General features: G+C 41.0%; 22 protein-coding genes. 14 read left to right on the top strand and 8 right to left on the bottom strand.

The features are described 5' to 3' along the window. The first annotated feature begins 8 nt into the window (after positions 1-8). On the top strand, positions 9-359 hold the full coding sequence (locus tag CWB72_RS06625; protein ID WP_138630088.1) for a VOC family protein: 351 nt from the start codon (positions 9-11) through the stop codon (positions 357-359). Between the two features lie 98 nt (positions 360-457). Here CWB72_RS06625 and CWB72_RS06620 read toward each other — a convergent pair whose 3' ends face one another. Both CWB72_RS06620 and CWB72_RS06615 read right to left on the bottom strand, forming a co-directional pair. Further along, positions 458-1,189 carry an MBL fold metallo-hydrolase gene (locus CWB72_RS06620; RefSeq protein WP_171037232.1) on the bottom strand — a complete coding sequence of 244 codons (732 nt, stop codon included), beginning with the start codon at positions 1,187-1,189 and terminating at the stop codon, positions 458-460. Then, positions 1,186-1,803, bottom strand: a complete 618-nt coding sequence (locus CWB72_RS06615; RefSeq protein ID WP_138630086.1) for a chemotaxis protein — start codon at positions 1,801-1,803, stop codon at positions 1,186-1,188. The genes CWB72_RS06620 and CWB72_RS06615 overlap by 4 nt, the downstream gene beginning before the upstream one ends. Before the next feature lie 136 nt (positions 1,804-1,939). Here CWB72_RS06615 and CWB72_RS06610 point away from each other — a divergent pair, with 136 nt between their 5' ends. Continuing rightward, a complete protein-coding gene (locus CWB72_RS06610) occupies positions 1,940-4,846 on the top strand; it encodes an EAL domain-containing protein (RefSeq protein WP_138630084.1) in 2,907 nt (968 codons plus the stop codon). 10 nt (positions 4,847-4,856) lie between these two features. Here the strand turns inward: CWB72_RS06610 and CWB72_RS06605 are convergent, their stop codons facing one another. Then, positions 4,857-5,132, bottom strand: a complete 276-nt coding sequence (locus CWB72_RS06605) for a SelT/SelW/SelH family protein (protein ID WP_130255055.1) — start codon at positions 5,130-5,132, stop codon at positions 4,857-4,859. A gap of 55 nt (positions 5,133-5,187) precedes the next feature. On the opposite strand from CWB72_RS06605, the gene CWB72_RS06600 reads away from it, so the two are divergent. Beyond that, positions 5,188-6,336, top strand: a complete 1,149-nt coding sequence (locus CWB72_RS06600; RefSeq protein ID WP_138630082.1) for an exo-beta-N-acetylmuramidase NamZ family protein — start codon at positions 5,188-5,190, stop codon at positions 6,334-6,336. On the opposite strand, the gene CWB72_RS06595 is transcribed toward CWB72_RS06600, so the two are convergent. After that, positions 6,333-7,187, bottom strand: coding sequence for a MurR/RpiR family transcriptional regulator (locus CWB72_RS06595; RefSeq protein ID WP_138630080.1), 855 nt, complete (start codon positions 7,185-7,187; stop codon positions 6,333-6,335). The genes CWB72_RS06600 and CWB72_RS06595 overlap by 4 nt on opposite strands. Positions 7,188-7,440: 253 nt before the next feature. Here CWB72_RS06595 and CWB72_RS06590 point away from each other — a divergent pair, with 253 nt between their 5' ends. Beyond that, on the top strand, positions 7,441-8,814 hold the full coding sequence (locus tag CWB72_RS06590; RefSeq protein ID WP_138630078.1) for a Na+/H+ antiporter NhaC family protein: 1,374 nt from the start codon (positions 7,441-7,443) through the stop codon (positions 8,812-8,814). 14 nt (positions 8,815-8,828) lie between these two features. On the opposite strand, the gene CWB72_RS06585 is transcribed toward CWB72_RS06590, so the two are convergent. The 3 genes from CWB72_RS06585 to CWB72_RS06575 form a co-directional block, all read right to left on the bottom strand. After that, a complete protein-coding gene (locus CWB72_RS06585) occupies positions 8,829-9,428 on the bottom strand; it encodes a hypothetical protein (RefSeq protein WP_138630076.1) in 600 nt (199 codons plus the stop codon). After that, positions 9,418-9,969 (bottom strand): RNA polymerase sigma factor, encoded by a 552-nt coding sequence (locus tag CWB72_RS06580; RefSeq protein ID WP_138630074.1) that lies wholly within the window; start codon positions 9,967-9,969, stop codon positions 9,418-9,420. Before CWB72_RS06580 ends, CWB72_RS06585 begins: the two co-directional genes overlap by 11 nt. 96 nt (positions 9,970-10,065) lie before the next feature. Then, a complete protein-coding gene (locus CWB72_RS06575; RefSeq protein ID WP_252371503.1) occupies positions 10,066-10,707 on the bottom strand; it encodes an energy transducer TonB in 642 nt (213 codons plus the stop codon). 128 nt (positions 10,708-10,835) lie between these two features. Here CWB72_RS06575 and CWB72_RS06570 point away from each other — a divergent pair, with 128 nt between their 5' ends. The 7 genes from CWB72_RS06570 (at position 10,836) to csrA (ending at position 17,530) form a co-directional block, all read left to right on the top strand. Further along, entirely contained in the window at positions 10,836-11,342 is a 507-nt protein-coding gene (locus tag CWB72_RS06570) for a DUF3087 domain-containing protein (protein ID WP_138630072.1), read from the top strand. A gap of 73 nt (positions 11,343-11,415) precedes the next feature. Continuing rightward, positions 11,416-12,030: a GTP cyclohydrolase II gene (locus tag CWB72_RS06565; RefSeq protein WP_130255062.1), complete on the top strand. Its 615-nt coding sequence runs from the start codon at positions 11,416-11,418 to the stop codon at positions 12,028-12,030. Positions 12,031-12,135: 105 nt separating this feature from the next. After that, positions 12,136-12,942, top strand: coding sequence for a BPSS1780 family membrane protein (locus tag CWB72_RS06560; RefSeq protein WP_252371502.1), 807 nt, complete (start codon positions 12,136-12,138; stop codon positions 12,940-12,942). After that, on the top strand, positions 12,942-13,403 hold the full coding sequence (locus CWB72_RS06555; RefSeq protein WP_058031811.1) for a regulatory protein RecX: 462 nt from the start codon (positions 12,942-12,944) through the stop codon (positions 13,401-13,403). Before CWB72_RS06560 ends, CWB72_RS06555 begins: the two co-directional genes overlap by 1 nt. Positions 13,404-13,407: 4 nt before the next feature. Next, positions 13,408-16,011 carry an alanine--tRNA ligase gene (alaS, locus tag CWB72_RS06550; protein ID WP_138630070.1) on the top strand — a complete coding sequence of 868 codons (2,604 nt, stop codon included), beginning with the start codon at positions 13,408-13,410 and terminating at the stop codon, positions 16,009-16,011. Between the two features lie 14 nt (positions 16,012-16,025). Next, the gene (locus CWB72_RS06545; RefSeq protein WP_138630068.1) at positions 16,026-17,246 is read left to right on the top strand and encodes an aspartate kinase; all 1,221 of its coding nucleotides are present in this window, start codon (positions 16,026-16,028) and stop codon (positions 17,244-17,246) included. A 92-nt stretch (positions 17,247-17,338) separates the two neighbouring features. Then, positions 17,339-17,530: a carbon storage regulator CsrA gene (gene csrA / locus CWB72_RS06540; RefSeq protein ID WP_058031817.1), complete on the top strand. Its 192-nt coding sequence runs from the start codon at positions 17,339-17,341 to the stop codon at positions 17,528-17,530. 54 nt (positions 17,531-17,584) lie between these two features. Here csrA and CWB72_RS06535 read toward each other — a convergent pair whose 3' ends face one another. Continuing rightward, positions 17,585-18,058: a YcxB family protein gene (locus CWB72_RS06535; protein WP_138630066.1), complete on the bottom strand. Its 474-nt coding sequence runs from the start codon at positions 18,056-18,058 to the stop codon at positions 17,585-17,587. A 441-nt stretch (positions 18,059-18,499) separates the two neighbouring features. Between CWB72_RS06535 and CWB72_RS06530 the strand changes: the two genes are divergently transcribed. From CWB72_RS06530 to CWB72_RS06520, 3 genes are read left to right on the top strand one after another with little or no spacing between them, the layout of a single operon-like run. Next, complete coding sequence (locus CWB72_RS06530; RefSeq protein ID WP_138479190.1) at positions 18,500-18,736, top strand: OadG family transporter subunit; 237 nt, start codon at positions 18,500-18,502, stop codon at positions 18,734-18,736. Positions 18,737-18,750: 14 nt separating this feature from the next. Beyond that, complete coding sequence (oadA, locus tag CWB72_RS06525; protein WP_138630064.1) at positions 18,751-20,532, top strand: sodium-extruding oxaloacetate decarboxylase subunit alpha; 1,782 nt, start codon at positions 18,751-18,753, stop codon at positions 20,530-20,532. An 8-nt stretch (positions 20,533-20,540) separates the two neighbouring features. Beyond that, on the top strand, positions 20,541-21,671 hold the full coding sequence (locus CWB72_RS06520) for a sodium ion-translocating decarboxylase subunit beta (RefSeq protein WP_138479187.1): 1,131 nt from the start codon (positions 20,541-20,543) through the stop codon (positions 21,669-21,671). The last annotated feature ends 188 nt before the right edge of the window (positions 21,672-21,859 follow it).

The raw sequence follows: 21,859 nt of genomic DNA, 5'->3' as shown, positions 1-21,859 counted from the left end.
GTTGAAAGATGAAGCATCACGCTATTAATTATGTTGAATTTGCAGCGAAGGATTTAGGTAGCACAGAGGCGTTTTTCCATCGTGTCTTTGGTTGGGATTTTACCCCTTACGGTCCTGAATATATTGCTTTTAGTGGTTCAGGTTTAGAGGGCGGTTTCTATCAAGCTGACAAGATGGCGAATGTTAATTCTGGTAGTGCACTGGTGGTGATATACAGTGAAGAGCTAGAGCGCAGCTTGGAGGAAGTGCAAAAGGCGGGTGGGACAATTTGCCAAGACATTTTTGCTTTTCCTGGTGGGCGACGTTTTCACTTTTTAGAGCCCAGTGGTAATGAGCTGGCAATTTGGTCTGATAAGTGACTAAACCACTCACTCAGGATTCTATTAATCGTCATAATAAAAAACCCAAACGTGATGTTTGGGTTTTTTATGCTTTAAAGTACTGAATGACTGAGCCTCTAAGAAGCGATACCCACGTCTAATTTGGCAAACCACTCTAAAAACTCTTGTACAGCTTCACCCTCAAAAATGCGACCGTGCTGCGGTGCCATCATCTCGATATCGAGTTCTTTAACTCGCGCAACCCAATTGTTTTTGGCGCTATTAGATGGCATCCAACGACGATGGAAGTACTCCATATGCTTTACATGTGCTGCAAAATCTTCGACAAACATAGGAACTTCTCCATGCTCTAGAGAGGCGCCAATATCACCACTCATCAGTATTTTTGCTTGCGGGTCATAAACGTTAAAGTTACCTGATGAATGCAAGTAGTGAGCGGGCACAAATTTTAATGTTGCAGAGCCAACCCTGACTTCGCCGCCTTCATCTTTAATTGGCACGTATTCAATGTTTTCCATACCAAAGTGGCGTATAAAGCCTTCCCATAACCAAGGGGCATGAAGCTTGGCATTGGGAATGGCTTTATCCCAAAGCCCCAGTGACGAGATAATGTCAGGATCTTGGTGAGAGGCAAACAAGGTGGTGACGTGTTCAAGGTCAACATGCTTGAGTACGCTTGCCAGCATAGGAGAAAAAAGCTCTACGCCGCCGGGATCAAGAATGATGGCTTCTTGTGCGCTTTTTATTAGGTATTGGTTGGTATCGATGATTTTTTCAGGTTTGCTTTTATCTCGCCCCATGACTATCCATGTATGACTCGCACTTGAGTATAGTTCGGTTGATTTCAACGCATCACTCCTCTTAATTTTGAAATTTCACTGAGGTTGTCAGTCACTGCAGCTTTGATTCTTTTCGCGGCACTGGTTATAAAGTCAGATACTCCTTGCAGGCTTTCACTAAAGCCTCCCGCATTAGAGGCTTCTACACGGCTTGTAACAGCAATGTATTCGGCACTTCTCATTTGTTTTTGGATATCCTCGAAGTAGCTTTCTAGATTAAAAATAGCGTGTTCAAGAGCTTTAGACTTAACAATTAGGTCATCGCATCCGGATGAGAGCAGCGAGTCCAGAGTTTTATTGCTAGAGGCATTTTTGGCTTTTTGAATATGATTAATGAAGTTACTGCATCGAACCACAGCCAGTGCAAATTTAAATAGTTGGTTTGATAGGGTGGTGATTTCGGCTGTTGTTTTGATGGTTTGATCTGAAAACTCATCAATAAAATTGGTAATGGGCTTAAAACCAAACGCCGAATCACCAGCACGTAGCGCAACAACGCGTGCATTCTTTGCGGTGAGTGATAGGTTTTTTGCCTCGGTCAAGATGATATCTAGGTTGGCAATGATATTGGCAACACGGATAAAATTTCCAACAGCATCAGTTGATTGAGCAGCTTTAAGCATTATTTCGCTCTGATGAATATTTTTATTGAGCATAGATAATAAATTCAGAAGTTTCTAGGCTAGGCTTAAGCTTTTATTATAGTTGCTAAGTTACCTTGATTATTTGAGCTTCATCATAAAGACTTAAGGTTAGTCAATGTTGATTTGGGCAGAATGGATGCATCGCAACAACATGGTATTAACTTTTTTTACTGTTTTTATTTCTTACTTTTCACTCACTCTGATTTTAGAGTCTGTTGGGCTGTCAAATCATTTGGCACCTTCACTTCTCTTATTACCAGATTTAGTATTACTCTTTGTTGCATATCGTTATTGGCAACCTTTATCGGCGTTCGCATTTCCCTTACTGGCTTTTGGGCTAAGTTTGGCTTTGTGGAGTTTTTCTCTGCCTTTTGAAGTGATCGGGCAGCTTCTTGTACATTTAACGCTAACGGGTTTGGCTTACTATTTTTTGCGGCAAATTCGAATAATAAGAGTGCAAGGCAAAGGGGTAAAAATGCAGGCTCTTGCTTATGCCTCTGTTGGGGCTGTATTTACCCTCTTAGGGTTTGGCATGGCATGGAGCTTAGAAAGTTTATTTGCAATAGACAGGATGCCAGTATTTGCGCACTTTCTTCAAGTATCGGCTATTTTGCTCTTTTGCACCGAATTTTTATTAGTTGAAAAGCAGGCAGAGCAAGCCCTTTGGAATAAAGCTTTGCTGTTGTATATGATATTCAGCTGTGCCAGTTTTCTGGTTATTTTAATTTCTCCGAGTAGTTTCTTTTTTATTGGTTTGTTTTTCTTTATTGCAAGTCGTTTGGTTTTAAATACTAAACAGTTTGCGAGTTATACACTATTTATTGTTTTACAGTTCGTGCTAGTACTGTGCGGTATTTCATATTTGAATTTACCAGAGTTAACGCTCAATAATGCAATAGAGCTGCTTGTTGCAGTATGTTTAGCGTTATTTTTACTGCAAACTTTACTCGAAAATGAAAGATTTCAACATAGCTTTGAATACAGTCAGATGATGTTAGTGACGATTGATGAGCAAGGTCGAATGGTGCACGCCAGTAAAGGCTTTCTTGAAGTGATGAGTTGCACATTTGATAAACTTAAAGATCAGCTGTTAAGTAGCTATATGTCAGAAGAAAGTGCCAGTCAATTACAAAAAAGTGCGGCACAAGGTCAATCTCACTTCTACTTACCTGAAATTAGGTTAAAAACGTTTAATCAACGGACGCTATCATTAAGCTTATTTGCAGATGTAGTTGATGGCAAAGATAAACATGCACAAACGATTATTTCTCTGCAGGACATTTCAGATAAGCTGATGCTTACTCAGGCGCTTTCAGAAGAAAAAGAGTTATTAGAAGTCACCTTAAGTTCAATTGGGGATGGCGTCATTTGTACTGATAAGCAAAGTCGTATCACTTATATGAACCCAGTTGCTGAAGCCGTACTGGCAAAATTAACAAAAGAAGTGAAGGGTAAACCATTCTCAGAAGTAATGCCGCTTTTTAATGAAGAAACCTTAGAACCAATCGATAGAGTTGCAGACAACTGTATGGCGCAAAGCTGTACATTGGGACTACCTGAGTTGACATGTATAAAAAATCATTTGGGGTTGGTATTTGCTATTCAAGACTCTATTTCGCCAATTTATAGTAAAAAAGGTCAGGTAATAGGTTCTGTTATGGTTTTTCAGGATGTGACAGAGTCAAGAATGATATCAAAGAGGATGAATCATTTAGCGCATCATGATTCTCTCACTGGTTTACCAAATCGGTTACTCTTGCTTGATCGGCTAAATCAAGCTTGTAAACGTGCAGACAGGAATGAGCATTCGTTTGCTGTCATTTTTATTGACCTTGATAAATTTAAAAATATTAATGACTCATTGGGTCATGATGCTGGCGATGTATTACTAAAAGAAGTATCACACCGTTTACACAAGGGGTTAAGAAGTTGTGATACGGTAGCTCGAATGGGCGGAGATGAATTTGTAATCTTAGTCGATAGCATTCGTGAACGAGCACATATTCACACAGTCATAGAGAAAGTTTTGAAAACTTGTAGTGGAGAGTATGAGCTAAAAGGTATTCAACTAAATTTAACATTAAGCGCTGGTATTGCAGTGTACCCAGATGATGGCGTCACACCTGAATTATTGATGAAACATGCTGATACAGCTATGTATCGCGCAAAGAAAATAAATAAAAGTAGTTATCAATTTTATAATTCAAAATTAGACAAAGAAGTTGAACAAAAAATTGAGCGGGAGGCCGAGCTTGTACAAGGCTTGAAAAAAGGGCAATTTGAGCCTTATTTTCAAGCTATCGTAAATGCGAAAAGTTTTGCTTTAGAAAAGCTAGAAATGCTTGCCCGTTGGCGTAAAGGAGACGTTATAAAAGGGCCTCATGAGTTCATTAGTGTGGCTGAAGAGGCTGGATTAATGAATAAAGTCACGTTGCAATTATTAGATAAAGCCATGACGTCATTGGTGAGGTGGGTTACGGTTTCTACTAGTTTACAGTTGAGTGTTAATTTAACCGCAGATCAAATTATTGATGATGAGTTTTTCAATGATTTTGAAGCTTTACTGAAGCAGTATCAAATATCTGCGAAAAACATAGAGCTAGAAATTACAGAAACCTCACTGGTGGCTAATTTAGATGAAATGCGCGATGCGCTAGAGCGGTTACAAGATAAAGGTTTTAGTATTGCTATCGATGACTTTGGTACAGGCTACTCAAGTTTAACCTACTTAAAGTATTTAAAATTTAATACTCTAAAGATAGATAAAAAGTTTGTGGATGACTTGAACTTTAATAGCAAAGAAGATGATTTAGCCATTGTGATCATCAATATGGCAAAGAGTTTAGGGGTGAGCACAGTTGCAGAGGGAGTTGAATACAGCGAACAAGCAAAACGTCTTGCTGAGGCGGGCTGCTCTCAACTTCAAGGCTACTGCTTCGCTAAACCTATGCCAATTGAGGGGATAGGAAATATGGTGGAGTTAGGTACTGTAATGAGCCAAATTCATAAAAAATTGATTTAAAATAGAATACTTACTTGTCAATATGGCCTAGATCTCTTGTTGGATCTAGTCTGTCTCGGACACGGCGTTTTAGCTCTTTTGCCTCAGGAAAGCCGCCATCTTGTTTTCTACACCAAATTAACTCGTCGTTATAGTAAATCTCAAATACACCTTTTGAAGCTGGTGCAATAGCAATTTGTTGTAAATCATCACTAAAAGTTGAAAGTAGCTCTTGGGCAAGCCATCCACTTCGAAGTAACCATTGGCACAAAACACAGTAATGTATGGTAATAGTCGGTTTTTTCATTGTTTCTTAGCGCAAATTGGTATGATACACATATTATGTCTGAAAGGGTTTTGTTGTGAAAGCCAAGCTATTATTGATCTTCATCTTGTTATTTAGTCCTTTATTAAAAGCACTAGAAGTCGGTGCTGAGCAAGTGCAAACATATTTACCATTAATAAAAGATAAACGCGTTGCCTTAGTTGTGAATCAATCAGCGCAGGTAAAAGAGCAGCACTTGCTTGATGTGCTATTAGAGAAGCGAATTGACGTAAAAAAAGTATTTTCTCCGGAGCATGGCTTTCGGGGCAAGCAGGATGCTGGTGCTAAGATCAATGACCAAATAGACGGCAAAACGGGTTTGCCCATTATTTCTTTATATGGAAAATCGAAAAAGCCAAAGTTAACTGATTTAGCTGATGTGGATGTCATTATTTTTGATATTCAAGAGGTGGGTGTTCGTTTTTACACATACATTAGCACCATGCATTATGTACTTGAGGCTGCCGCTGAAGCCGGTAAAAAAATCATCGTGTTAGATAGACCAAACCCGAACATCAATTTAATTGATGGGCCAGTTTTAGAGCCTGAGTTTCAATCATTTGTAGGTATGCACCCAATCCCAGTATTGCATGGCATGACAGTCGGAGAGCTTGCAAAGATGATAGTTGGAGAAAAATGGCTAGGCACAGATAAAAAGCCAAACCTGACAGTTGTTTCTGTTGCAGACTATGATTTATCTAAACCTTTTGATTTACCGATCAAGCCAAGCCCAAATTTACCTAATCGCCAATCGATTGCACTTTACCCCTCGCTATGCTTTTTTGAAGCTACACCCATTTCTGTTGGTCGCGGCACTGATTTTCCATTCCAAGTGTTTGGTCACAATAAGGTTAAGTTGGGTGAGTTTCAATTCACCCCAAATTCAACACTAGGTGCCGCGCTAAACCCAAAATTGAAAGGAGAAAATGTTTTTGGACAAGATCTCAGAGCATATCCAAATCAGGGTTTTGATTTAACTTGGTTTGTAGACGCTTATGACGCGTTTAAAGCCGAAAGTATCGAATTTTTTAAGCATCCGAAATTTATGGATAAGCTGGCGGGTACCGATAAGTTGAGAAAAGCAATAGTGGCAGGTAAATCTTTGGCTGAAATTGAATTAAGTTGGCAACCAGCGTTAGAACAATTTAAAGCTCGTCGCCAACCTTACTTGATTTACCAGCGCTAATTATGGCGTAGCACTTTCATATTTTCGTTGGCAAGTGTTGCACGCTTTTGCCAACGGCTATGTGATTGCGTTAATCCTAAAAATAAAATATCGGTGATCAAGGTGCTTGCTGTTCGTGTTAATACGCCAGCGTGTTCGACAGGTTCTTTTTCAAAGGCTGTATGTAAAGTGAAATCAGAGTTTTCCACCAAAGCATTGTTACCATATTTTGAAATAGAAACTACAGCACATCCATTTTTTTGAGCCTGTTCGGCTAACTTAACGATACTCTTGCTATCGCCTGATGTACTAATTGCAATAAAAAAATCGTCTTTTTGCATGGTTGCTAAGTAAGCTGATGCACTGATCTCATCTACTTGTGATAAGGCTGGTAAACCAATTTTTTGGAGTTTTAAAGCAAAATCATTTGCGACAATATTACTGCTACCAATGCCTGTAATTAAAATTTTGCGAGCGCTTTTGATTTTAGCAATTACCTGATTGAAATCATCACTTTGATTTAACTGGAGTGTTTCTTCCATAACGGTTTGTTGGTGTTGAATGAGTTTAGTAGCTAAATCAATGACAGGGTCATCACTGCTTGCAGCCTTATATTCGCTTTTATTTAGCTGCTTTAAGCTTTGTAAGTTTAAGTCATCAACGATGGCAAGTTTAAAGGTCGGAAAGCCCTTATAGCCAAGTTTTTGCGAAAACTTAATCACGCTTGATTGACTTACGCCAGCAGCTTGGGCAAGTTCAATAGAGGATAGCGTTCGGATCTGTTGCGCATTGTCTAACACAAAGTTAGCTAGTTTAGCTTCACTGTTTGATAGCTGCGGCAATAAAGCTTTTATTTTCGAAAATGATGACATGGTGTTTACTTCTTAGATAACGTTTGTACCTATTATAGGGTTTTTGGCCGTTATAAAGGTAGTGTGTTTATTGTTGTTATTTTTTTCACAGTGTACCAGTTTTAGTGAAAGTAGGACATCAGCGTTTTTTCTTAAAACGCAAAAGCTTGGTTTTTAACATATAACTCTTTAAGCTTATTCGAACGATTGTGCTTAATGAATCATGCCGATAACCATGGCATGATAAAAATAATAATTGCGCTTAAGGAAAATTATGTCTTGGTATTCCATTTTGCCGCCTCTCATTGCCATTTTGGTGGTGTTTTGGCGTAAAGAAGTCATCATGGCTTTGCTCTTAGCTGTTGTTAGTTCTGAATTTTTATTGCTATATACGCAAGGAAGTTCAGGGTTGTTAACCTTTGTTAATAGCGTCGAGCGCGTTATTTCAGTGGCAACATCGGCAGGTAATAGTCGCATTCTGATATTTAGTATCGTGATAGGTGCGCTGCTGGCTTACATCCGAGAATCAGGGGGGGTTGCTGCTACAGTTAATAAATTAATGAATCTGGGGGTGGCTAAAAGTAAACGGCAAGTTGGTTTGCTTACAATGTTTACGGGTACTTCGGTATTTATTGAATCCAATATGAGTGTACTTACTTCGGGTATCGTTTCGCGCGGTTTATTCGATAAATTTAAAATGAGCCGAGCGCGTCTGGCTTATATTATTGATAGTACCAGTGCACCAGTGTGTATTCTTATTCTGCTAAATGGTTGGGGCGCTTATGTACTTGGTTTATTAAGCAACTATGAACTTGATCAGTCTGCGGTCAGTATTCTGTGGAGCTCTGTTGCTTTTAATTTTTACGCTATTATTGCGTTGTTGATTGTGCTGTACACGATTGTATTCGATAAAGTACACGGTCCAATGAAAGAAGCCGAGCAGCAACTAGAAAAACAAAGCTTAGAAATTGATGCTGGTCCTGCAGCGAGTAAAGCGCGTTTTATGCTGGTGCCATTACTGACTTTGATCGTTAGTATGATTGGCTTTATGTTTTGGACCGGCAATGGGGAGCTTGCCAGTGGTAGTGGCTCTAAGTCAGTACTTTACGCAACCGTTCTAGCCTCTATGGTTGCCTACTTGCAGTTACTTGCACACAAGCAATTTACCCATCATCAATTAGTTGATATCGGCTTTAAAGGCATGGGGGAGTTATTACCACTTGTTAGTATTGTTTTACTGTCTTTGACTTTAGGTGCAAGCTTAAAAGATCTAGGGACAGGTAAATTCGTTGCCTCTTTGGTTGGTGATTACTTGCCCATTTATTTAATTGTACCAGTCTTGTTTTTAACCGGCGCTGTTATGTCGTTTACCACAGGAACGTCATGGGGCACATTTGCCATTCTTATTCCGATTGGTGTGCCGCTAATTCAAGCTTTGGGCTTGCCTGCACCGCTAGTGGTAGGGGCGATTTTAAGTGGGGGGATTTTCGGTGATCACTGCTCGCCTATCTCAGATACCAGTGCGGTATCTGCACTGGCATCAGGGTGTGATTTACTCACCCATGTTAAAACACAATTACCTTATGCCTTATTGGGTGGAGCGCTGGCATTGGTTAGTTTCTTCATAGCCAGTTTGATTATGATTTAAATGATTGTATCCATTTAAGGGCAACTATAAATGCCCTGTTTTTGACCAAGGGTTGTTAGGTTCACTAGCAGCCCTTTTTTATTGCTTGTAAGGGCCAACATTTCTCCTTGATGCAATTGCCCGTCAAGGTCGAGATCAGATAAATCGTTCAGTAATGATTTTTCAATTTCCAGTAAGGTGTTTTCCTTACAATCTGCAATGAGCAAAAAGTCGCTGTTATTTTCGATAATACGACCATGAAACGAACGCGCTTCAGCCAATAGTTCTGAATATTTTGCTTGAACAGCTTCATAGTTTTGAGGTTTTTGTTTGCGGGTAATATGCACCGTATATTGACCGTTTTCTTTACCGTGATGTTCAATATTGTCGTATTGAGTCAAATCGAGCGCATATAAACTGGTCACTTCACTCTCGGGTTGTATCCAAAGCGCACCTAAAAATAATAAACCAGCGCAGGCCATCGCCCATTGCGCCTGTTGCCAAAACTTGTCTTGCTTTGGTTGACGGCACTTTGTTTTCATTTGTTCAAGGTCTTGCTTAGATAAACCGTGTTGCTGTTTTTGTTGTTGATAAGCATGCTTGAGGGCTTTATCAAAATCGTGACTATTCGCCATGCTTGTCTCCTAAACGCTGCTTTAATGTTTGCTTTGCGTAGCGCAGTCTGGTTTTAATGGTTTCTGCTTCGCTATTCGTAATTGTGGCGATCTCTTGCAAACTAAATCCTTCAAGTTGCAGACTGAGCGCTTCTTTTTGCAGAAAAGGTAAAGTGATGATTGCATCATAGAGTGCGTTCTTTTCATCAGCCCCAGTTTCGTCACTTGTAGTTTCATGGTGTTGTTCATCGAGTGACGATAGACGGTTTTGTTTTTTAAACTCATCGAGTAAAGCGTTTCGAGCAATTGAGAACAGCCAAGCTTTTGGTGTTTGTTGATCGCGATACAAATGACTTTTTTCTACGACAGTAAGCCAAGTTTTTTGACAAATATCTTTTGCTAACTCGCGGTCGCTTTGTCCACTCAAAAAATGAAATAGGTCTTGGCTATAGGTATTGATTAAAATCTCTATATAGATATCTTCGCCAGTCTGTTTATAGGCTTCTAGCGGATCTCTGCTGGGTGAAACCTTGTGTAACCATGTCTTTAACGCAATCAGCATAGGCACTTACTCTCTATTATTTCATCCCTTAATGGTTGGTAATCCTTTTTTAGAAAACCAACCAATTTCATGTTGTAAACTCAGGCCTTTATAAATTTAACCTTCTTGCTGGATTTTAAACTCTAACACAACTTGTAAACCGCTTTGCACTACAGCCTGACCGTTTTCTATTTTAGGACGATATTTCCAACCTTTTAATGCTCTTAATGCTTCTCGATTAAATAGTCGTCTTGGTTCTGCATTTATCACTTTTGCATCAATGACGTTGCCGGCCTTATCAATTGAAAATGACATTTCAACCCACCCCTCCTTACCATCACGTGCCGCATCAACAGGATATTTTGGGTCGATACGTACTATGGGTGTTGCTCCCGTATCTTGTTGTGCAGCAAAAGTGGTATTTACTGGTGTATTATCAAACTCAATTTCCGGTCCGCCAATACCTATTTGTGGCCCTGCTACCTCTGCTGGTGTCATGCTCTGTGGTTTTGGTGGTTGCGCTTTAGGTTGAGGTGGCTCAGGCAACTGCCTCGGTTTAACTTCTACGTCTGAGTCTGGTCTGTTTTGCATGATTTCAAATTCTATAGGTGGTTTAACCTCTGCAGGGGCTCTTTCATCGCTGCTGATCAAATAATCCATGAATGCGAAAGCCGCTAAAGTCATAGCAGCACCGATTGCGATTGATGCAGATACTTTAGTCATGGTTTGAGCTGGAGTTGGCATGGTGTAAGTCATCATAATGAGCGCCTCTTTATTGTTTGCTTATCTCTAAAACGACAGAGCTTTAAAAAAGGGGTGAAAAAATTTTAAATTTTTTTATCAACCGTTCCACAGTACAATACGTATAGGTTTGCCGAGGAAGTAATATGCAGTTACAACAAATTGATAAAACGCGATATAGAAAACATCTGAATAAAGTAATTTTTGCCTGTATTGCCGCGCTCACAGTGGGCAGTTTAGGTATAGCTCAATTGCTTATTTTATTGTTCCCTGATACCGATGGTAGTCATTTCCATTGGAATTTACTGGGCGTGGTTGTGACTTCAATTGTAATAGGTTTGACTTTAAAAAAGGTCAAGTCGCACCCATTTATGTATGAAGTTGCGTATGTGTGGGATCTGAAACAAGCACTTAATCGCATCACACGTAAGATGATGGCAATTAAGAAAGCCTCTAAAGAGGGCGATGTTGACGCGATGTTGGCTATGCAGTTCAGTTACTCTGGGTCTAAACAACTTTGGATGCTAGATGACAACACCATCACTATGGAAGAATTGAGTATTTGGCAAGCTGAATTAGATGCATTGGCGCGTCAATATCAAGTTGAATTGGATATTACTAAATACGATGAGCGCATTTTAACTAAGTTTTAATGCGCTTCTGAATTTCAAGCCATTACTTTAATTGATGGCATAACATTTTTAAATTATTAGGTTCGCAAAAGTCGTGGCAGAAGTAAGAGCGAGAGTGAAGCTGAATGTAGGACAGCACAGTCATATTCCTGCAGAAATTGTATCGTTTCATGGTTTACAAGATGGTGAAGAGCACGTTGCTTTAATCTTTAATGAAGCTGATAAGAATGAAGTGCCCCTTATTCGTATGCACTCAGAGTGTTTAACGGGAGATGTATTCCATTCTTCGCGTTGTGACTGTGGTGAACAGTTAAATGAATGTATCGAAACCATGCATGAGCAAGGTGGCATCATTTTATACTTACGCCAAGAAGGTCGTGGTATTGGCCTTTACAACAAAATCGATGCGTATGTTTTACAGTCACAGGGGATGAATACTTACGAAGCGAATAATCACTTAGGCTTTGATGACGACTTACGTGATTTCTCAGACGCTGTTTTGATGCTTCAGGCGATGGGTTTAAACCACGTTAAACTTATGACGAATAATCCTCGTAAACTTAATGCGTTAAAAAATGCAGGCATTGAAGTTGATAAGGTTGTTGGCACTCACGCACACATTAAAGACGGCAATCGTCATTACCTAGAAGCGAAAGTGAAGCATGGTTCACACATGTTAGATATGGAAAAAGTACCTGAGAAAAAGTAGCTTTTTCACCCTCTTTTGTATTCGAATGCACAATGCGACCTACTATGGTCGCATTTTGCGTTTTGATAGGTATAATTCCAGTGTTTTGATTAGTTTTAGGTCTTTATGTCTTCAAAGATAAATGTTTTTAGTGCTTCTGCGGGTTTGCAGTGGTTAAAGCAAGGTTGGAATATTTTTAAAACCCAACCGATGACTTTTATGTTCATGTACATCTTTATGATTGTTGTTGCATTGATCCCTCTGGTGCTTCCTCCATTGCAATTAGTTGCAGCATTTACGGCGCCTTTTTTGACGATAGGTTTTTATTTGGCCGTTATTAGCAAGCAGCAAGGAAAAACCATCAGTCTTGCCGATATACTTAAACCGTTTTCGATCAAAGGCCGTCGCTTAAACTTATTTAGGCTTGGCTTATATCAAATGGGCGCAGTGATTCTACTGACATTATTAGCTGACAGTTTATTTTCTGAAACTTTCGCGCTGATGCAGCAGGCAGCAGAAAACCATAATCATGAGCAATTACTGGCTGAAGTGATGAGTACCTTGTCGATTGGCAACCTTGGCGTATTTTTATTAGCCCATGCTGTGAATTTAATGGCGTTTGCCTTTGCGCTACCTTTGGTCTTTTTCAAAGGTGAAAACCGTATTTTTAATGCACTTGGCCAATCTTTAAAAGTGTTTCAAACGAATATGGCACCGCTTACTGTATTTAGCTTAGTGATCGGTGTATTAATACTGGCAGCAATGCCATTAAGTTTTGTGCCTTTACTGGTTATCATGCCAGTGGCTTATATTGGCTTTTTCTGTTCATATCAAGCGATATTTCCTGCTGATGATACCAGTGACAATAACGGGCAGGGCGAAAAACAAGCGTCGCAATCAAGCGCAATCAACACAGGTCGATTTGACGCTTAATGGATGAGCAAACAAAGCAAAAACTTAAAAACTACGTGTTGTGGCTATTAGGTCGTCAAGAATACTCAAAAAAAGAACTCGCACAAAAACTGAGAATGAAAGATGCGAGTGAAGACTACATAGAACAGCTGTTAAGCTGGTGTGAGTCCTTAGGGTATATTGATGAAAAACGCTACTGTGAGAGCTTTTTACGCAGACAAATAAATAAAGGCTTAGGTCAAAAACGCGTTTTGGCCGAAGCGACAAATAAAGGGGTTGATCGGGCCCAATTGATGACGCTAATCGAAGAACAAGAAATAGATTGGTTTGAATTAGCGTTAGAGACCTACCAAAGAAAATATGGCTTAGGCGATAAACAACTCGATTATAAAGAAAAAGCCAAACGGGTGAGATACATGATGTACCGTGGATTTGGCTATGAAGAAATTAATTTTGCAATGCAAGCAACAATAGGTGACTGATCAAATGCAGCAAATGACTACCGCACAGTTAAGGCAATCGTTTCTAGATTACTTTGCCAAACAACAACACCAAGTTGTACCTTCAAGCTCACTAGTGCCGGGTAACGACGCAACGTTACTTTTCACTAACGCGGGTATGGTGCAATTTAAAGACGTATTTTTAGGTGGCGAAAAGCGCCCTTACACGCGAGCGACGAGCTCACAGCGTTGTGTTCGTGCTGGTGGTAAGCACAATGACCTTGAAAACGTAGGTTATACTGCACGTCACCATACTTTCTTTGAAATGCTTGGTAACTTCAGCTTTGGTGACTACTTTAAGCAAGATGCCATCAAGTTTGCATGGCAGTTCTTAACAGAAGTTGTTCAGTTACCAAAAGGAAAGTTGATGGTAACGGTTTATCACACTGATGATGAAGCGTTCGACATTTGGGCAAAAGAAGTGGGCGTGCCTGAAGATCGCATTATCAAAATTGATACGTCTGATAATTTTTGGTCTATGGGTGATACAGGTCCTTGTGGTCCATGTTCTGAAATTTTCTATGATCACGGTGAGCACATTTGGGGTGGTCCTCCAGGTTCTCCTGAAGAAGATGGCGACCGTTTCATCGAAATCTGGAATCTAGTATTCATGCAATACAACCGTCATGCTGACGGCACAATGGAGCCATTACCTAAGCAATCCGTTGATACAGGTATGGGTCTTGAGCGTATCGCTGCGATTTTGCAAGGTGTTCACTCAAACTATGAAATCGACTTATTCCAAAACCTAATCAAAGCCGCTGCGGCAGTAACTAATGCGCAAGACTTAGAAGATAAGTCACTTCGCGTGGTTGCTGATCACATTCGTTCTTGTGCTTTCTTAGTTTCAGATGGTGTGATGCCTTCAAACGAAGGTCGTGGTTATGTACTGCGTCGTATTATTCGTCGTGCAGTTCGCCACGGTAACAAGCTAGGCGCAGAAGGCGCATTCTTCTTTAAGCTGGTAGCTGCGCTTGTACAAGAAATGGGTGAAGCTTACCCTGAGCTTGCGAAACAACAAGAAATCATCGAGAAAGTTCTACGTATTGAAGAAGAGCAGTTCGGTAAAACACTAGACCGTGGTTTGGCGATTCTTGAAGAAAACCTAGCAGACCTTAAAGGTGATGTGATCCCGGGTGATGTAGTATTCAAACTTTACGACACCTACGGCTTCCCAGCTGACTTAACAGCCGATGTTGCGCGTGAGCGCTTCATGACAATCGATGAGCGAGGCTTCCAAGAGTGTATGGAAGTTCAGCGTAAGAAAGCGCAGCAAGCAGGTAAGTTTGGTGCTGACTACAATGAGCAGCTTAAGTCTGAAAAGTCGACTGACTTTAAAGGATACGATGCAACTCATTACAGCGGTACTGTGGTTGAACTATTCAGACAAGGTGAGGCCGTTAATGTTCTAGAAGACGGTCAAGAAGGCATTGTTGTATTAGACCGTACACCATTCTATGCTGAGTCTGGTGGTCAGGTTGGTGATACTGGTTCATTAAAAGTGGCCGGTGGCGAGTTTGTAGTTACTGACACCACGAAACTAGGTAATGCATTTGCACACCACGGTAAAGTAGTTGGTCGCATTGGTGTAAACGATAAAGCCGATGCACACATTGATGCTGAGCGTCGCGAAAACATCAAGAAGAACCACACGGCAACTCACTTAGTACACGAAGCGTTACGTCAAGTCGTTGGTGAGCATGTTGCACAGAAAGGCTCATTAGTGATGCCAGATCGTTTACGTTTTGACTTCTCACATTTTGAAGGCGTGACTAAAGCACAACTTCGTGAAGTAGAAGACTTAGTAAACGCTGAGATCCGTAAGAACTTCGCACTACAAACTGAATTAATGGACATCGACGAAGCGAAAGAAAAAGGTGCGATGGCGTTATTCGGTGAGAAGTACGATAATGAAGTACGCGTTGTTTCAATTGGTGATTACTCTATCGAATTATGTGGTGGTACACACGTATCGCGCGCTGGTGACATCGGTCTATTCAAGATTGTGTCTGAAGGCGGTATCGCAGCAGGCGTTCGTCGTATCGAAGCAGTAACGGGTGAAGATGCGGTTAACTATGTCTCTGAGCAAGAAGCACAGCTAAGCGAAATTGCAGCCCTTGTGAAAGGTGACGCAAGTAACGTACTTGAAAAAGTGGCTGCGCTTATTGAGAAATCTAAAGGTCTTGAAAAGCAAGTTACTCAGCTTAACGACAAGCTTGCAAGTGCAGCGGGTGCGTCATTAATTGAATCTGCTGTTGATGTAAATGGCGTGAAATTATTAGTTGCTAATGTTGCAGGTACTGAATCGAAAGCACTTCGCGGCATGGTTGATGACCTTAAGAACAAGATGGGTTCTGGTGTTATCGCGCTAGGTGTTGCAAATGGCGATAAGGTAAGTCTAATTGCAGGTGTGACTAAAGATTTAGTTGGCAAAGTAAAAGCTGGCGAACTAGTAAATCACATGGCAGCACAAGTGGGCGGTAAAGGTGGCGGTCGTCCAGATATGGCTCAAGCGGGTGGCTCACAGCCTGAAAACCTTGATGCTGCGCTGCAAAGCGTAAATGCATGGGTGAGCGAAAAGACGCAATAATTGCGATGTAACTCGTGGCATTAATTGTTCAAAAATTTGGTGGCACCTCGGTAGGCTCGATTGAGCGTATCGAGGCTGTTGCCGATATCATCATAAAAACCCAACAACAGGGTCATCAAGTCGTTGCCGTTGTCTCAGCAATGTCTGGTGAAACCAATCGTTTAATCTCTCTCGCACACGAAATTGACAGCCGTCCTAGCAGCCGTGAACTCGATGTTCTGGTAACCACAGGTGAGCAAGTGACAGCATCGCTTTTGGCTATGGCCATCATTCGTCGTGGACACCCAGCAATTAGCTTACTTGCTGATCAAATTGGTATTCAAACCGATAACATGTTTGGTAAAGCGAGAATTGAGTCCATCTGTACCGACCGCTTAAATCAAGAAATGGAACATAACCGTATCGTGATAGTGGCGGGTTTTCAGGGGCGAGATCGGGAAGGTAATATCACGACACTCGGTCGTGGTGGCACAGACACAACGGCGGTTGAGTTAGCGGGGGCATTAAAAGCGGCTGAATGCCAAATATTTACAGACGTAGATGGTGTTTACACCACAGATCCTCGCATTGAACCGAATGCGCGTCGTCTAGAGCAAATTACCTTTGATGAAATGTTAGAGATGGCAAGCCTTGGTGCAAAAGTCTTACACTTACGCTCGGTTGAAGCGGCGGGTCACTATCGGTTACCACTTAGGGTGTTATCGAGCTTTTGTCACTCAAAGGGGACGTTAATTACTTACGAGGAGCCAGATATGAACAAAGCCCCAGTTTCAGGTGTGGCTGCCAGTAAAGATGAGGTGTTAATTACGCTCAAACAGTTACCAAATCAGCCACAGATCTTTGCAAGCCTACTCACCGTATTAGCTGATGTTGGCATTGCGGTAGATATGTTGACTCAATTAAACCACCAACTCGATAAAATAGACTATGCTTTTACTGTGCACAGTAATGATCATCATCAAGTTATTGAGCTTTTGACACACCAGCAAGAAAGTCTCGGTTTTGTTGAATTGGCGTGTGATAAGGAAGTGGCTAAAGTTTCTGTTATAGGAATAGGCCTGAAGTCTCATGTAGAAGTTATCGCACAGTTTTATACGGCAATGTCTCACGAGAATATTCGAGCAGACTTAGTGACAACGTCCGAAATGAAAATTTCGGCCTTGTTACCGAAAAAGTACTTAGAATTGGCTGTTAGAGCATTGCACAGTGCATTTTTATTGGAAAGTATTGAGTAAAATGGCTTTTTTTGCTTACTTTTATTTCAACTTTTCATTAGAATGAAATTGACGCGGAATCTTCTAATTTTTGGAATAACAGGAGCAATAGAATGCTAATACTAACTCGTCGAGTGGGTGAAACCCTAATGATTGGTGATGAAGTAACTGTAACTGTACTAGGTGTTAAAGGTAACCAGGTACGTATTGGTGTTAATGCACCAAAAGATGTTTCAGTACACCGTGAAGAGATTTACATGCGAATTCAGGCTGAAAAGTCTGGTCCTGCAACAGGTAACATCTGATCAGCTTTTAGCGAATAATAAATACCAATTGCGTTAAATTGGTAACTAAAGCCACTATTTATTAGTGGCTTTTTTTTGCGCTAAAATAAATTCAACCGTTTCATCATCCAATGCACTTAAAGATAAATATTGTGCACCTCGCAGCGAATAGATAAGTAAGCCTCTGTCAGTTTTTATAACTTTGGTAATGTCTTGCCAATTAAACACAAACGACTTGTATGGGTTAGCTGCTTTAATTTTTTCTTCGTCAATTTCAACAGTCACATTAGTACCACTTGCTCTGCTGATCATCTGCCTGGCAACCCACCAAGGGCGGCGGTAATAATATGAGATACACTCAATGACTGCCAAAATGATTAAGAAATTCCCCAGATAGCCATTCTCTAAACCATAAATAGACACTAAACCAAGCAGGGTTAAAAAACCGACTAACGCATATTTAGGTTTATTTGCTTTGCCAAATTTCTCTGACTCATCAAAACATTCCTGATAGTAAGGCTTATCAAGGGTAAATTCGTGTTTATACATAGCAACTCATTAATCTTTATTTGCTGCCAATTTTATCAAAAAAGAAGGGTGTATGCGTATTTGAAATTTTTTAATGTGAGCAGCATGAAGTGTAGGCATGCTTCTTCTATTCAATGAAACTGGGGTTTTACTTAACACTCGTTTGGTCTTACCATTTTTTATTTCTGTTTTGTAAATTCATTTTTGTAACCTCTTCATCACTTTTATTTAAAAATATTTAAATAAGCCTACGCTATTTTGAATATTTTTCATATTTATCTCAGTAATTCATTCGTTTAATCAGTATTTTACAGTTAAGTTGTTGCTATTGTTTAACTTTTAATATTGGTATTACCAATTTACAATGTTGTTTACAAGTTGAGCTCGTTTGTTATGATGTTGAATAAATATTTATAAAAAATGATTAATGACGCAAAGCGCGTTGTGAAAAAGGGGGAGAACATGGATATAGGCGCATTGTTGCTAGAGGCAGCCAGCTTAATGCTCACCGGCATGGTTGGGGTTTTTGCCTTCTTATCTATCTTAATTTTTGCTGTAAGCAAGTTATCACTTATCGCAGGTGGTGATGAGCCAGCAAAGCCACAACGTCAACCTACTAAACGCCCTGCATCAACAGGCGTATCTAACGCGCACATTGCTGCAATCAGTGCAGCTATCGCTCAGTACAGATCAAAATAATAAAGGGGTCCACTATGTCAAAGTTAAAATTAACTGAATTGGTTTTAAGAGACGCACACCAATCATTGTTAGCTACGCGAATGCGCCTAGAAGATATGCTACCAATCGCAGAGAAACTAGATAAAGCCGGTTATTGGTCTGTTGAATCTTGGGGTGGTGCAACCTTTGATTCTTGTATCCGTTATTTGGGCGAAGATCCTTGGTATCGCATTCGGGCTTTAAAAGAAGCCATGCCAAATACTAAGCAGCAGATGTTATTACGTGGTCAAAACTTACTGGGTTATCGCCATTATGCCGATGACGTGGTAGAGAAGTTTGTAGAGCGTGCACATCATAATGGTGTCGATGTTTTCCGTATTTTCGATGCCATGAATGATGTCCGAAACCTCGAAACTGCGATTAAAGCTGCTATTAAAGTAGGTGCGCATGCGCAAGGTACCATTTCTTATACTGTCAGTCCGGTTCACACATTAGACATGTGGCTAGATCAGGCGAAAAAACTAGAGGCCATGGGCTGTCACTCAATCTGTATTAAAGATATGGCAGGTTTATTAAAGCCGTATGATGCAGAAGAATTAATCACTGAACTTAAAAATACCGTATCGGTGCCAATTGCCATGCAGTGTCACGCGACAACGGGTTTAAGCACAGCGACATACCAAAAAGCAATCGATGCGGGTATTGATATGCTTGATACCGCTATTTCGTCTATGAGTATGACTTATGGTCATAGCGCCACAGAGACCATGGTGGCTATCACTGAAGGCACAGCGCGTGATACAGGTTTAAACCTTGGTGAGCTTGAAGAAATTGCGAGTTACTTCCGTGAAGTTAGAAAAAAATACGCGGCGTTTGAAGGTAGCTTAAAAGGCGTTGATGGCCGTATCTTACTCGCTCAAGTACCTGGCGGCATGTTAACTAATATGGAAAACCAGCTTAAAGAGCAAGGTGCTGGCGATAAGCTAGATGATGTTCTAAAAGAGATCCCGGCTGTTCGTAAAGATCTTGGTTTTATTCCACTCGTTACTCCGACATCACAAATTGTCGGTACTCAGGCGGTACTAAACGTTCTAACTGGTGAGCGTTATAAGACTATCACAAAAGAGACTGCGGGTGTGTTAAAAGGTGAGTATGGCTCGACACCAGCTGAAGTTGACTCAGAGTTACAACAACGCGTATTAGATGGCGCAGAAGCGATCACGTGTCGCCCAGCAGATTTAATCGATGCCGAACTTGATAGCCTTGAAGCTGAGCTAGTTGCGAAAGCCAAAGGTGACAATATTGAGCTTGCTGCTGATCAAGTTGATGACGTGTTAACTTATGCGCTATTCCCGCAGATCGGTCTTAAGTTCCTTAAGAATCGTAATAACCCAGATGCATTTGAGCCGAAACCAACTCTAGTTACCACTGAAAAGCCTGCGCCTGCTGCAAAACCGGTTTCTCCACAAAAACAATCAACAGAGCGTTACAGCGTGCAAGTTGATGGCAAAGTTTATGATGTTGTCGTTGCACCAGGTGGTGAACTTAAAGAAGTACAAGTCAAAGACAGTGAGCTTATTCCACAGTCAGCATCGGTCAGTACGAGCGAAACGCTCAATGCACCGCTTGCTGGTAACATCTTTAAGTTATTGGTGCGTGCAGGTGATGCAGTCGCTGAAGGCGATGTAGTCATGATCATGGAAGCCATGAAGATGGAAACAGAAGTGCGTGCAACGCACAGCGGTACGGTTGCCAATGTCTTAGTCTCTGAAGGTGATTCTGTCGCAACAGGCGATGCCATGATTGAGCTTGCATAGGAGGTCACATGGACGGGTTGTTAAATTTATGGCAAGCAACGGGCCTTGCCAACTTTACCGTGCCAGCTCTAGTCATGATGGCGGTGGGCTGTGGTTTACTTTACCTTGCTATAGCAAAAGGGTTTGAACCTTTACTCCTTGTACCAATTGGTTTTGGTGCAATCTTAACGAATATTCCAGTTGCAGGCTTAGCAGAGCCAGGTGGCTTGTTGTACTACGTTTACTACATCGGTATTGATAGTGGTGTTTTTCCGCTGTTGATATTTATGGGCGTGGGCGCGATGACAGACTTTAGTGCACTTATTGCAAACCCACGTATGTTATTACTGGGGGCTGCAGCGCAGTTTGGTATTTTCGCGACACTATTTGGCGCTATTGCGCTGAATTTTGTGCCGGGCTTTGAGTTTACCCTACAGGATGCTTCAGCAATTGCCATCATTGGTGGTGCAGATGGCCCAACAGCTATTTTCTTAGCTTCAAAGCTGGCACCAGAACTTCTGGGCGCGATTGCGGTAGCTGCATATTCTTATATGGCATTAGTACCAATCATCCAGCCGCCGATCATGCGTGCGCTAACATCTGAAGAAGACAGAAAGATTGAAATGCCTCAATTACGCCATGTGACGAAACGTGAGAAAATTATCTTCCCATTGGCGGTACTTGGTTTAGCGATTATGTTCTTACCGTCAGCATCGCCGCTGGTTGGTATGTTCTGTTTAGGTAACTTAATGCGTGAGTGTGGTGTTGTCGATAGGTTAAGCAACACAGCACAGAATGAGCTTATCAATATAGTGACTATTTTCTTAGGCTTAGCGGTGGGCTCTAAGTTATCAGCGACTGAATTCTTAACGGTTGAGACGTTAGGTATTTTAGTGCTTGGTGCCTTGGCTTTCTCAATTGGTACAGCTTCAGGCGTATTCATGGCGAAAATTATGAATAAGTTCTCGAAACACCCAATTAACCCACTCGTCGGTGCGGCAGGGGTATCAGCGGTACCAATGGCGGCACGCGTAGTGAACAAAGTGGGCTTAGAGAATAACCCGCATAACTTCTTGTTAATGCATGCTATGGGACCAAACGTAGCGGGCGTACTCGGAAGTGCCGTTGCAGCAGGTATTTTGTTAGCACTTGTTGGCTAGCTAGTAATAAATTTCTTCCAACCTAAAAGCGCAGCTTCTGGCTGCGCTTTTTTTATTGGTAAACCTTATTAAAATATTCCTAAAATTTCTATTTAACCTCAGATCTGTATAAGAATTAAAGTCGAGTCACTTTTATGCTCGGCTTTTTAGTCTGAAAAGTGTAGGCAATTAACCCAGCCATTAAATTT

Origin of the sequence: Pseudoalteromonas phenolica, from assembly GCF_005886345.1 — a bacterium.
Classification (GTDB): Bacteria; Pseudomonadota; Gammaproteobacteria; order Enterobacterales; family Alteromonadaceae; genus Pseudoalteromonas; species Pseudoalteromonas phenolica_A.
The sequence above is the reverse complement of the archived record's forward strand: the minus strand, read 5'-3'. Positions and strand labels throughout refer to the sequence as shown.